The organism is Variovorax sp. 20P10.2.4, assembly GCF_058244205.1.
This window is the reverse complement of the sequence record NZ_JBZAYE010000184.1, coordinates 1-12133: the sequence shown is the minus strand read 5'-3', so window position 1 is coordinate 12133 and position 12133 is coordinate 1. Positions and strand designations below refer to the sequence as shown.

General features: G+C 68.0%; 11 protein-coding genes. 9 read left to right on the top strand and 2 right to left on the bottom strand.

What is annotated here, in order from left to right; genetic code table 11:
• The 4 genes from AC27VN_RS18435 to AC27VN_RS18420 form a co-directional block, all read left to right on the top strand.
• Positions 1–611 (top strand): ABC transporter permease (locus AC27VN_RS18435; protein WP_490877458.1); only part of this gene is annotated, 611 nt, incomplete at its 5' end.
• A gap of 80 nt (positions 612–691) precedes the next feature.
• A complete protein-coding gene (locus AC27VN_RS18430) occupies positions 692–922 on the top strand; it encodes an antitoxin (RefSeq protein ID WP_398498843.1) in 231 nt (76 codons plus the stop codon).
• On the top strand, positions 922–1326 hold the full coding sequence (vapC, locus tag AC27VN_RS18425) for a type II toxin-antitoxin system tRNA(fMet)-specific endonuclease VapC (RefSeq protein ID WP_490877457.1): 405 nt from the start codon (positions 922–924) through the stop codon (positions 1324–1326). The genes AC27VN_RS18430 and vapC overlap by 1 nt, the downstream gene beginning before the upstream one ends.
• Before the next feature lie 54 nt (positions 1327–1380).
• Complete coding sequence (locus tag AC27VN_RS18420; RefSeq protein WP_490877456.1) at positions 1381–3534, top strand: tripartite tricarboxylate transporter substrate-binding protein; 2154 nt, start codon at positions 1381–1383, stop codon at positions 3532–3534.
• Between the two features lie 44 nt (positions 3535–3578).
• On the opposite strand, the gene AC27VN_RS18415 is transcribed toward AC27VN_RS18420, so the two are convergent.
• Together AC27VN_RS18415 and AC27VN_RS18410 are read right to left on the bottom strand one after the other, a co-directional pair.
• Positions 3579–4778: an MFS transporter gene (locus AC27VN_RS18415; protein WP_490877455.1), complete on the bottom strand. Its 1200-nt coding sequence runs from the start codon at positions 4776–4778 to the stop codon at positions 3579–3581.
• An 87-nt stretch (positions 4779–4865) separates the two neighbouring features.
• Complete coding sequence (locus tag AC27VN_RS18410; protein ID WP_490877454.1) at positions 4866–5489, bottom strand: TetR/AcrR family transcriptional regulator; 624 nt, start codon at positions 5487–5489, stop codon at positions 4866–4868.
• A gap of 133 nt (positions 5490–5622) precedes the next feature.
• Between AC27VN_RS18410 and AC27VN_RS18405 the strand changes: the two genes are divergently transcribed.
• The 5 genes from AC27VN_RS18405 to AC27VN_RS18385 all read left to right on the top strand — a co-directional run.
• A complete protein-coding gene (locus AC27VN_RS18405) occupies positions 5623–5775 on the top strand; it encodes a hypothetical protein (RefSeq protein WP_490877453.1) in 153 nt (50 codons plus the stop codon).
• Between the two features lie 178 nt (positions 5776–5953).
• Complete coding sequence (locus tag AC27VN_RS18400; protein ID WP_490877452.1) at positions 5954–6661, top strand: STN domain-containing protein; 708 nt, start codon at positions 5954–5956, stop codon at positions 6659–6661.
• A gap of 3 nt (positions 6662–6664) precedes the next feature.
• On the top strand, positions 6665–7192 hold the full coding sequence (locus tag AC27VN_RS18395) for an RNA polymerase sigma factor (protein ID WP_208512871.1): 528 nt from the start codon (positions 6665–6667) through the stop codon (positions 7190–7192).
• 72 nt (positions 7193–7264) lie between these two features.
• On the top strand, positions 7265–8257 hold the full coding sequence (locus tag AC27VN_RS18390) for a FecR family protein (protein ID WP_490877451.1): 993 nt from the start codon (positions 7265–7267) through the stop codon (positions 8255–8257).
• A 366-nt stretch (positions 8258–8623) separates the two neighbouring features.
• Positions 8624–12133: two-partner secretion domain-containing protein (locus tag AC27VN_RS18385; RefSeq protein WP_490877450.1), on the top strand; the 3510-nt coding region annotated here is incomplete at its 3' end.

Here is a 12133-nt window from a genome sequence, read left to right as displayed (position 1 = left end):
TGCGTCTCGTCGCCGGTCCCGACATCTGGCAGCACGCGCTGCTGAGCCTGCAGCGCGTGGCCATCGGCCTCGCACTGGCGATCGTGTTCGGCGTGCCGCTGGGCGTGCTCACCGGGCTGTGGCGCGGCTTCGCGCAGGCCAGCACGCCGGTGTTCCAGTTTCTGCGCATGATCTCGCCGCTGTCGTGGATGCCGATCGCCGTGATGGTGCTCGGCGTGGGCGACCTGCCGGTGTATTTCCTGCTGGCCTTCGCGGCCGTGTGGCCGATCCTGCTCAACACCGCGGCCGGCGTGGCGCAACTCGACCCGCACTGGCTCACGCTCGCGCGCAGCCTGTCGGCCACGCGTCGCGAGACCGTGCTGCGCGTGATCCTGCCGGGCATCACCGCGCACCTGCTCACGGGCGTGCGGCTGGCCATCGGCATCATCTGGATCGTGCTGGTGCCGGCGGAGATGCTCGGTGTGTCGGCCGGGCTCGGGTACTTCATCCTCGACACGCGCGACCGGCTCGCGTATTCGGAGCTGATGGCGGTGATCGTGCTGATCGGGGCGATGGGGTATCTGCTCGATGGGTTGGCGCGGTGGCTGCATGCGCGGTGGACGCATGGGTGAGGGGCTTTGCGTGCCCGACCAGGATCGTTGACTCGGAGGCTTACGATGTATATACTTTTTGTATATACAAAGGAGGGCCCATGACCCATGCCCGTGTCTTCCAGTCAGGCAACAGCCAGGCGGTCCGCCTGCCGAGGGAATTTCGATTCGCCTCCGACCAGGTGGAGATTTTTCGCCGCGGCAACGAAGTCGTCCTGCGAGAGCTGCCGGCCAGCGCGGCGGCCATATTCGACGCACTCGCCGAAATGCCCGCGGACTTCATGGCGGACGGCCGCGGCGATGCCCCTCCCCAGGAACGGGACGGGTTCTAATGGCGATCCGCTACCTGCTCGACACCAACATCTGCATCTACATCGCCAAGCACAACCCGGCCAAGGTGCGAGCGCGTTTCGAGCAACTGCCCGCCGACGCGCTGGCCATGTCGGTCATCACGCTCGGCGAGCTTCAGCATGGGGCGGAAAAAAGCCAGGCCCGTTCGAAGGCCCTGGCCGCATTGCACCAACTGCAGAGCGTCATCCAGGTCATGCCGCTGACGGAGGCGGTCGGGCAGCACTATGGCGAGATTCGCAGCGACCTCGAGCGCAAGGGCCGGCCGATCGGCAACAACGATCTATGGATCGCCGCCCATGCGCGTGCCGAAGCGTGGGTCCTGGTCACCAACAACGAGCGCGAGTTCAGCCGCGTCGAAGGTCTGTCGGTCGAGAACTGGGCCTGATCTCCCCGAGGCTTCGACGATTCCGATGGATTGAATTCACTCCGGAGCGGCGACATGGATGAAGCGATGTGCAACCGCGAGCGCCTGCCTCTCTTCGCAATCCTGCTGTGGCTTTGCATCGCCCTCGGTTCGGCCAACGCGGCGCCGCCGACCTACCAGGATCTGCAGGCCGACCCGGGCGCTGTGCCGATGCAGCCAACCTGGCAATTGCGGCCGGTGAATGCATCGGCGCCGCCCTGGGAAGACATCTTCGCTTTCACCATCGGCATCGCCCCGGACCTGATCGAAAAGGCGCGTTGGCTGAGCCTGAATCCGGGCAGGAACAGCGAGCGCGCGCCCGCGCTGTTCGACGCCCTCGATGGGCGAGTGCTTTTCCTGTCACCGACGGCGCGCAGCTTCTGCGATGGCCGCTGGCAGGTCGCGTGGCTGGAGCGCATTGGCATCATCGGCATCGACACCGCGCTCCAGCCCGCGTTCAAGGTATGGCTGGTGGAGCAGAAGCCTGGCGGCGGTCAACGGACCACCGTGGGCATCGGGCGCATCGATGCGCAAGGGCAGTGGGCCGTGCCGCCCGTGCGTTGCGATGGCAAGGACACGACGTCCATCGACTCCCCCGCCGCTCTTTCCTACCTGATGCCCGACGAATCCAGGCCAGCGGCTTCCGACCTGCAGGTGGACACGGTCTACGCACAGCCCGGCTTGCGCGATGCCGCGGGGCAGTGGCGTACGCCGCCGCCGCCGCGTGACATCGCCACGGCGCAATGGATGGACTACCAGCGGCAGATGCCGACACCCGGCTCCACCGGCTCGGGCCTCATCGACGCGCGAGGCAGGATGGTGATCCCGTTCATCTTCGGCGGGCTGCCCGACGCGACGGCCCAGCGGCGCATCCGGCTCTGCACTGCCGTCGGGCTCGATCGCCAGCGCAACGCCAGCACGCCGCGCGCGTGCCGCTGGCAACGACTGCGCGGCAGCAACACCGACGCCGCACTGCGGCCGGCCAAGGACGCGGACACCGGCCGATGGGGCTACCGGAACGCACAGGGCCAATGGGCGATCGCGCCGCAGTTCCAGGAGGCGCGAGCGTTCCGTCATGGCTATGCCGTCGTCGCGGGCGCGTTCCCCCAGGACTGGCGGCCGCCCGGGTGGCAGGACGCGCGGCCGATCATCCGGCAGTTCCACCGCATGGGCCGTCATTGGGTGGCCGAAGCCCTGGTGCGCAACGCGTCCACCGCCGGCGCATGGGAGATACGCTACGGCCTGCTCGACGATGCGGGGCAATGGCTGGCCGCCGTGCCGCAGCCCACGCTGCACGTGACCGTGCCGTTTCCACCCGGTGGCCGCAGCAGCCACTATGCCGGGATGCTGGCGAGCCACCTGCCCAGGCTGCTGGGACGTGGCGTGCAGGTCGATCACGTGCCGCAAGCCACCGAGGCCGACTACCGCCGGCTGATGACGGAGGGCGGCAACGAGAAGGTCCTGCTCGCGGCACTGAGGCTGCCGCGCGGAGGGATCGAGGGCGTGCACCAGGGCCCGCCGATCGATGCGCTGATGCAGGCCCTTCGTCCCGTCACGCTGCTGGCGTCGCAGCCGCTGGTGCTGGCCATCGACAGCACGCGGGCCGACACGCTGGGCATTCACGACACGGACGACCTGCTCGCCTACGCGCGGGCCCACCCCGGCAGCCTGCGCATCGGCACGGGCGAAGACGGCTGGACCGGCCATCTCGCCTTCGGCCAGTTCCGCGCGCTGAGCGGCGTCGATGTGCAACGCGTGGTCTTCAAGGGCATGTACCCCGACTCGGACGTCATCACGAAGGCGCATGCGGTGGACCTGCTGTTCGCGCCCGTGAACGGCGTGGCGGTCGCGGTACGGCGCGGCCAGTTGCGCGTGCTCGGCACCACCGCCGACCCGGCGCGCCCGCAAAGCTTCGAGGGTGTGCCGTGGCCGACGCTGGCCTCGAGCGCGCCCCTGGCCGGCTACGCGACGTACGACCACTTCAGCCTCTGGGCACCGGCGAATTCGGATGCCGCGTCCAATCGCACCGTGCAGGAAGCCGTGGCCCAGGTGCTTGCCAGGCCCGAGGTGCGCAAGCAGCTGCAAGACATGCAGGTGGTCGGCGGCGGCGGTTCACCCGAGAGCTTGCTGGCGCTGGAGGACGAAGAGCGCGAACGCTGGCTGCGTGCGCTTTCCTCGTCGGGGCGTTGATCGCGCTGCCGGGTCTTCGGGCGTGACGGCCTCGACCGTCGCGCTCATTCCGTCGCGAACCACGCCAGCGCCATCGCCGGCAACGCGAACCCGATCCACGACGCCAGCGGCCATCCGCCCTTCGCATAGGCCCAGGCACCGAGTGCCGACCCCACCGCACCACCGAGGAAGAAGGTGGCCATGTAGAGCCCGTTGAGCCGCGAGCGCAGTTCGGCGCCGAGGCCGAAGATCGCGCGCTGCCCCAGGGTCATGTTGGCCGCCACGCCGAAGTCCAGCACCACCGCCGCGACCACCAGCAGGCCCAGCGACAGCGGCGATCCGCCATGGGTGAAGTGGGCCAGCAGGAAACTGCCCGCCACCGCGAGCATGGCGCCGATGGTCGCGCCGCGGCTCCAGCCGCGGTCGGCGGCGCGGCCGACCAATGGGGCGGCCACGGCGCCCGCCACGCCCACCAGCGCGAAGAGGGCGATCTCCGCCTGCGACAACCCGTAGGCGCTGCTCGCCAGCAGCAGCGGCGTGACGGTCCAGAACAGGCTGAACGACGCGAACAGGAAGGCGTGATAGAGCGCGCGCCGCTGCAGGACCCGCGTGGTGCGTGCGAGCCGCACCATCGATGCGAGCAACTCGCCATAGCGCAGCCGGTGCGACGGCGTGCGCGTCGGCAGCGCCAGCGCGAGGACCAGGGCCAGCACCAGCATCAGCGCCGAGGACAGCATGAACACCATGTGCCATGACGACAGCTGTGCGACGAAGCTCGCCGCCGGTCGCGCCCCCATGATGCCCAGCATCAGCCCGCTCATCACGCTGCCGACGGCACGCCCGCGCCGGGCCTCGGGCACCAGGTGGGTGACGTAGGGCACCAGCACCTGGACCGCCACGGTGCCGAGCCCGATGAACAGCGCCGCCGCCAGGAAGGGCAGCGGATGCGTGGACAGGCCCGTGGCCAGCAGCGACAACGCATCGATGCACAGCAGGACCAGCACCAGCAGCCGGTTTTCGACCAGGTCGCCGAGCGGGACGATGAACAGCAGGCCCAGTCCGTAGCCGAGCTGCGTCAGCGTGACGATCAGGCCGGTGGCGGCGGGCGACAGCCCGAGCGCGGCGCTGATCAGTCCGGCCAGCGGCTGCGCGTAGTAGAGGTTCGCCGCGGCCAGGCCGCAGGCCGTGGCCACCAGCGGCACCAGCCAGGCATGGGGTTGCGCGGCGGTGGCGCGTGGCGTCGCCGTGTTCGTGGAGGTCGTCATGGGGAGCGTGAGAGCGTGGAAGAAAGGAGGGTGCCAAATAAGGAAATGTTCATGTCCCAAATCGGCAAAAAAAAGATCAGCCGAAGGTCAGTCGAAGATGTGCATCGCGGCCTCGGCGACCGCCAACATCTCCTTCTTGCTGCGGCCCGTGGTGCCGACCACGCGCATGCCCTGGAGCACGCACAGCACGAGGCGCGCGGCGGTCCTGTCGTCGAGGGCGGTGGCGATGGAGCCGTCGTCCTTGCCCTGCCGGATCAGTTCCTCGAGCAGGGCCTCGTTCCGGTCGAGCGAACGCTTGACGCGCTGCGCGACCTCGTCGTCGAGCGTGGCCAGTTCGGTGGCCGTGCCGACCACCAGGCAGCCGCGCTCGCCCTCGACGCCATGCGACGAGCCCGCGAAGAAGCCGAGCACGTTGAGCAGCCGCTCGCGGCCCGTGGCGCCGCGCTCGACCTGGGCCCGGATCAGCGGATCGCGCCTCTCCTTGTAGCGGTCGAAGGCCGCGAGAAAGATGCCGCGCTTGTCCTTGAAGGCCTTGTAGACGCTGCCCGAGGTCAGCGCCATCGCGGACGTCAGGTCGGTGATCGAGGTGCCGTGGTAGCCGCGTTCGCGGAAGACCAGCACGGCCTTGTCGAGCGCCTCGTCCATGTCGAACTCGCGTGGGCGGCCGCGGCCCCGCGTGGTGTTGACCTGGATCGAAGGGGAGGAGGACATGGGCGGCGAGTATATAGGGAATGATCGATCCCTATTATGCGGACCGGCAAGGGCGAGGCTTTCCCGGCCGCTGAACTGCGCTCCCGGAGATCAGGACGACCGATAGCGCTCCAGCCAGTGCGGACACAAGACCGTGCTGCGCGTGATCCTGCCGAGCATCGCCGCGCACCTGCTCACGGGCATCCGGCTGGCCATCGGCATCAACTGGATCGTGCCGATCGGGGCGCTGGGGTATCAGCTCGATGGATTCGCGCGCTGGCTGCATGCGCGGTGGACGCATGGGTGAGGGGGCTGCCATGCCGGCGGTCACGAGACCGTCATTCGCGAATGTGATCCTTGCAGTAGTTGAAATGCCGTCCACAAGCTTGCCGATCCGATCCTCTTCTTCCTTGTCGGCTTCCGTGCATGGTGGTTGTGGGCGAGTTGTCGTACGGGGCTCTGGCCGGGGCAAGGACGACAGGCTCGTGCGAGCCGTTGCCTCTGGCCTGACGTGTACCGCAGTTTGCGTCTGCATCGCCTGGATATCGACAGCGAAGGCGGTCGCCGCGGGCACCGACGCGCAGTCGGTGGATATCGCCACTGGCGCTTCGTCCGAATCGCAGATGCTGGACTTCGATGTGCCGGCGCAGCCATTGGTGACTGCCTTGGCGCAATACGCCACGGTGTCGGGGCGATCGGTGATGTTCATCGACGAATGGGTGGCCGGGCGAACTTCCGCGCCGGTGCGAGGGCGCTATACGTCGCATGCAGCCTTGCGGATCTTGCTGGCCGGCACAGGCTTCATTGCGGATGACGTGGACACCCAGCTTTCCGGTGCCTTCATACTGAAGCGTGTCGCAGCGGCGCCTGTGGCGGCATCGGCTGCCGGTTCGCAACGCCGGTACGACGCCCTGGTTCAGGCCCGTGTCTGGGAGGCATTGTGTGCCGATCTCCGCACTGCCCCCGGCCACTACCGCTCGATCCTGCAACTGCGGGTGGCCGCGTCGGGCCACATCAGCCAGGCCAGCCTGGTTTCGTCTTCGGGGGATCCTGGGCGGGATGCGGCCATGCTCGCGGCATTGGCGAATCTGAAGATGGACCGCCCACCACCAGCGGACCTGGCTCTGCCGCTCACGCTCGCCATCCTCCCGCACGACGTATTGCCCGGACCCCGCTGCGCCACGGTGCACTGACGCATGACGGAGGACGTCATCCCGCTGCTGCGCAGCTTCCTGGTTCAACGCTACGATCAGCTCAAGCAACGCTTGGCCCTGCGGCTGGGGAATGCCGAACTGGCGGAAGACGCCTTGCACGAGACTTGGCTGAAGCTGCAGCGCAGCCAGTCCATTCCGGGGCCCATTGCCACGCCCCAGGCGTACCTGCTGCGCATGGCGGTCAACCTGGCCATCGATGTGCGGCGCGCGCAGAGCCAGGTCTTGCTGTCCGACGACATCGAGGCGCTGATGAACGAACTGCCGGACCCGGCGCCCGGTCCCGCCGAGGTGGCCGAAGCCCGTTCGCAGCTGGAGGCGCTGGATGATCTTCTGTCGCGCTTGCCGCCGCGCCGCCGCGAAATCCTGCTGCTGGTTCGACTGGAGGGCTGGTCCCAGCGGGACGTGGCCAAGCGGCTCGGTATTCCCGTACGGACCGTCGAGTACGAACTGAAAGCGGCGCAGGATTTTCTGTTCTCACGACTGGAACCGAAATCCGGCGGGTTCTCATGACGGCACGAAGAAACAGTTTGAGGATTGCGGCGTCCGCAACCGTCTACAAGGTACGGGCCCCCTGAGACCATCATGACGACGCACCCTCAACCACTGAAGCTGCCCGAGACCCTGCGCGAAGACGCGCGCGCCTGGGTGCGCAAGTTGCATTCGGGCGCCGCGACGCAATGGGAGGCACAGGCGTTCCGGCGCTGGCGTGACGCAAGTCCTTTGCATCAAGCGGCGTTCATCGAGGCCCGGCAGCAGTGGCGAGTGCTTCAACCCGCGCTGAACGGTCTGGTGCGCACCGACGCCGAAGCGGCGAAACTTCACCGCGAAACCCTGCGCACGCCCGAGGCGAGCCGCCGGGCCTTCCTGGGCGCGGCTGGAGCGGCAGCCGTGGCTGGTGTCGCGGGGGTGGCGGTCTATTCGCCCTTGGGGTTGTGGCCCGCGGCCAATGAATGGAATGCGGACTGGCGCACGGTCGCCGGTGAGCAGCGTGCGATCGCGTTGTCCGATCAGATCGGCGTGACCTTGAACACCCGGACCAGCGTCCGCCGGTTGACCTCGGACGGCCAGACCGTGGGGCTGGAATTGCTGAACGGCGAAGCGGCGATCGAGATGCTGGCCAGTGCGCGCGACTTCAGCGTCGTGGCTGGCGCCGGCCGCAGCATTGCCGAATCGGCTCGTTTCGAGATCAGCCGCCTGGAAGGACGGGTGTGCGTTACCTGCCTGGCGGGGCGCGTACGCATCGAGCATCCGGCCGGCGACCGTCTGCTGCTCGCACGCCAGCAAGCGGTCTACCGCGATCACTCGATCAGCGGCATCGCCACCGTCGACCCCAAGGTGGCTTCTGCCTGGCGGCGCGGTGAACTCGTGTTCAAGCAGGTCCCCTTGTCTGCGGTGCTGGATGAGATCAATCGCTACCGCCCCGGGCGTGTGGTCCTGATGGTGGATTCGCTGCGGGGGAAAACGGTCACCGCGACCTTCAGGCTCGACCGTCTCGATCTGGCATTGCTCCAGATGCAGCGTTCCTTCGGCTTGAACGCCCGGTCGCTCCCCGCCGGTGTGCTGGTTCTGAGCTAGGGGCAGGCCCAGGGGGCGGGTGGTGACCCTGTCTCGATGTCGCGTCGGGTCCACGTCGAATGTTGTCGAGGCTTCTCATGGTTGTCGTGCGCAGCCACTGTGAAGCTTTCGTGACTTTGCCGAAGTGCAGCGCGTCCGCGCCGTTGATCTGCAAGGACTTTTCAGATGGAGGCCGCAGCGGCGAGCGCGTGCCCGCAACGAGTCCAAAAATATTCTTCTGGAATTCGACGTTTCCGTCCCGTCAAGGAACTGACGGCTCCTGTCGCGTTGGCTCTTGATTGCCATCGCAGGGGCTTCTTGAATGCGGCTTGCCTGCGCGACGCGAGCAGCCCCTTCGGCACAGTCCTTACTTCGGCGGGAACAGAAATGACCATCAGTGGGTACAACGAGAAGAATCGACCGACACGCGCGGCGCGGCAGGTTTTCAGGATGGCGCCAGTCGCGCGGGCCATCGCGGTGGCGCTGGCCGCGGGTGGGGTCCTCGGCAGCGCGCACGCCCAGCGGGTGTTCGGTCCGGCCTGGTTCGCCGACAAGGGCGCGACTCGGGCGGGCGTGATCGCAACGGGCAAACTGCCGAACGGCACCCCGGCGTCCAGCCTGATCAACCCGACGCAGCCATCGGCCGCGGCGAGCCAGCAGTTGCAGGCTTCCATCAACAACCTGAACCTGGCCGCGCGCACGATCGCCGCGCAACAGGCGCAGCAGGCACAGAAGCGGGCCGAGGCGCTGGCCAGCGGCGAATCTCCGCCGGACGGCCTGGCCGAAGGCGGCCTGAAGGTCGACACCCATTCGCTGACAGCCGGCTGGCTCAATGCCAGGAATCCCGTTCAAGCAGCAGCGGACGGCAGGACCACGGTCACCATCGAGCAGACCGCCGACAAGGCCATCCTGAACTGGGAGACCTTCAATGTCGGCAAGAACACGACGGTGAAGTTCGACCAGCGTGGCGGCACCCAGGCCAAGACCGGCGTCAACGATTGGATCGCGCTCAACCGCATCAACGACCCCAGCGGCCGCCCCAGCCAGATCGCCGGCCGCATAGAGGCCGAGGGCAGCGTCTACCTCATCAATCGCAACGGCATCCTGTTCACCGGCAGCAGCCAGGTCAACGTGCGCAACCTGGTCGCCTCCAGCCTGAAACTCAGCGACGAACAGTTCAAAGCCGGTCTCAACACGCGCCTGGGCGCGAAAGCGGGCGACCCCGGTTACTGGAGCGGCCTGGAAGTCGGCGTCGGGATTCCCACCTTCGGCGAGAACCCCAAGCAGATGCCGACCGATTCGAACGTCCTGTTCGAAGACATGGGCCCGGCCTTCGATCCGGGCAAGCCGCCAGGCGACGTCAAGGTGCTGGCCGGTGCGCAGATCACGGGCCAGGGTGGCCACGTGCTGATGTTCGCACCCAAGGTCAGCAATGCGGGCAGCATCCGGACACCGAGTGGCCAGACGCTGCTGGGCGCCGGCGAGAACGTGTGGCTGGAAGCCAGGGAAATCAGCCCCACCGTGCGCGGCTTCGATGCCGTCGCCTCGTCGGTGCGGCCCTGGGTCTTTCCGGCCAAGTTCCTGATCAATCCGCAGACAGCGCCCGCCTTCCAGCCCTACCTCATCGGGCGCATCGTGTCCGACATCCTGCCGCTGATGGAGCAGCGCGCGGCCCAGGTCGGCTACAGCGTGCTCAACACCGGCATCGTCCAGGCCGATCACGGCGACATCACCATGGTGTCGCGCGAAATCAACCAGAACGGCATCCTGCAAGCCAGCACCGCGCTGAACAACCGGACCGGCTCCATCCGCCTGCACGCCTGGGGCCAGGGCGTTCACAACATCGACATCAATCTGGCGGCCAACGTCTCGCACCTGGCGGCCTGGTCGGGCGGCACGCTGACCCTGGGGCCGGACAGCATCACGCAGGTCGTCAACGACTGGCAGGACACCACCCGGATCGAAAGCGGCTCGCTGGCCAACCGCTACCAGCCCGGCCGCATCGAGCTCCACGGCAAGACGATCGACGTGCAGACCCGTGCCCAGGTCACCGCCGCTGCGGGCAACATCGACATCCAGGCCCAGGCCAACCCTGCGGCCCTGCAGCGCAACACCCAGGTGGGCGACGGCAGCCGCATCCTCATCGGTGAACATGCCACCGTCAGTACCGCGGGACTGATGCAGATGCCGGTGGACATGGCCAGCAACTTCGTCGAAGCCGAACTGCGCATCAACGAACTGCGCGACTCCCACCTGCAAGCGAATACCTGGCTGTACGGCCGGAAGGTCGTCGTGGATCGACGCAAGTCGGGGACCTTCAAGGGGCTGATGGCGGGGGTCGAATGGGTCACCGACGAGTCCGGCAAGGCGGTCAAGGGTGTCTGGGTCGGCACCCCGCTGGCGGACGTGACGGGCTGGGTGGGCAACGGCCTGATCGGCTTGTCCGAGCTGGCGGCGCGAGGCGGCGACATCACGATCCAATCCAACGGCTCGGTGATCACGCGGCCGGGATCCATTCTGGACGTGTCCGGCGGCTCGGTGCGTTACAGCGACGGCTGGAACACGGAAACCCTGCTGCGAGGCGTGGACGGACGCAGCTACACCATGTCGTCCGCGCCGGCGGACATGACCTACGAGGGCATCGCGGGCCAGTACCAGTACACGCATGCGCGCTGGGGTGTCACGCAGACCTATGTCAATCCGCTGTTGTCGGGGCGGCGCTGGGAGCCGGGCTACGAGGAAGGCCGGAATGCCGGTTCGATCGACATCCGTGCCGGCAGCGCCTTCATCCTGGAGGGTGAGTTCAGGGGCTCGGTGCAGCCCGGCGACCGGGTACAGGAAGCGTCCGAGCTGCCTCGGGCCGGCCGCCTCACGGTGGGTTCCAACCGGGCGCAAGAGGGCATGTGGACCTTGGGCCAGGTCATCATCAGCGACAGGCCCGCGCTGCTGCCGGCGGGTTTCTCCATCGACAGCCCGCTGGGCAGGGACGCCTTCCTGACCGAGCCAGAAGGGCAATCCCCCGGCGCCGGCGCGGGCGTGGGCCGCACCACGTGGCTGTCCGCCGCGGGGCTGAGCCATTCAGGCCTGGGCGCCATCGAGTTGAACCTCAACACGGGCTTCGTGCTGGAAGACAACGCGGTGGTGAATCTGCAGCCGGGGGCGCGCTTCACGGCCGCGGTCTACGACGGCCAGGGCATCCCCGGCAACTTCGACATTCAGGGCAAGCTCATCGCCCCGGGTGGCTCCATTGCCCTGAGCGCCGGCGGCCAGGCGGACAGCGTGCTGCGCCTGGGTGCGAACAGCCTGCTGAGCGTCGCGGGCCAGTGGGTCAACGACACCGCTGGGGGCGTCACGCTGGGCCGCGCCATCCATGGTGGCTCGATTGCACTGGGGACCCCGATGAAAGAGGGCCTCGGCACGGTGTACGGCAACGTGGACGTGGCCGCCGGCGCCGCGCTGGACGTGTCCGGCGGCGGCTGGCTGTCCGGTGTCACGTCGGGCGGCAAGGCGGGCAAGGTGCAGGCGGGCAATGGCGGGGCCATCAGCCTGACGGCGTTCGACAACACGGCGCTCGACACGCTGGACCTGCGCGGCTGGGCGGGGGGCGATGCGTCCCGGCTCACCCTCACTGCGACCGGTGACGTGCAGGTGGGCGGCTCCGCGCTCGCGGGCGGGGCAACGGGCGAAAGTACATCGGGCGCAGCCAAGCCGCTGCACCTGCCGCAGACGCTGTACGCCGAGCGCGGCTTCGGCACGATCGGCATCCGTTCGCTCGGCGGGGACATCGTGGTCGCGGAAGGCGCACGGGTCCACATCCAACCCGCGAGCTGGGACATGCCCGCCGCGGTATCGACGCTGCGCACGCTGCCCAGCGGCAGCGCATTGGGCGATGTGCTG

Excerpts from the sequence above, each read along its gene's own strand:
- AC27VN_RS18390 (WP_490877451.1), top strand. The coding sequence starts at position 7,265 with ATGACGACGCACCCTCAACCACTGAAGCTGCCCGAGACCCTGCGCGAA.
- AC27VN_RS18420 (WP_490877456.1), top strand. The coding sequence starts at position 1,381 with ATGGATGAAGCGATGTGCAACCGCGAGCGCCTGCCTCTCTTCGCAATC.
- AC27VN_RS18410 (WP_490877454.1), bottom strand. The coding sequence starts at position 5,489 with ATGTCCTCCTCCCCTTCGATCCAGGTCAACACCACGCGGGGCCGCGGC.
- vapC (WP_490877457.1), top strand. The coding sequence starts at position 922 with ATGGCGATCCGCTACCTGCTCGACACCAACATCTGCATCTACATCGCC.
- AC27VN_RS18430 (WP_398498843.1), top strand. The coding sequence starts at position 692 with ATGACCCATGCCCGTGTCTTCCAGTCAGGCAACAGCCAGGCGGTCCGC.
- AC27VN_RS18395 (WP_208512871.1), top strand. The coding sequence starts at position 6,665 with ATGACGGAGGACGTCATCCCGCTGCTGCGCAGCTTCCTGGTTCAACGC.
- AC27VN_RS18415 (WP_490877455.1), bottom strand. The coding sequence starts at position 4,778 with ATGACGACCTCCACGAACACGGCGACGCCACGCGCCACCGCCGCGCAA.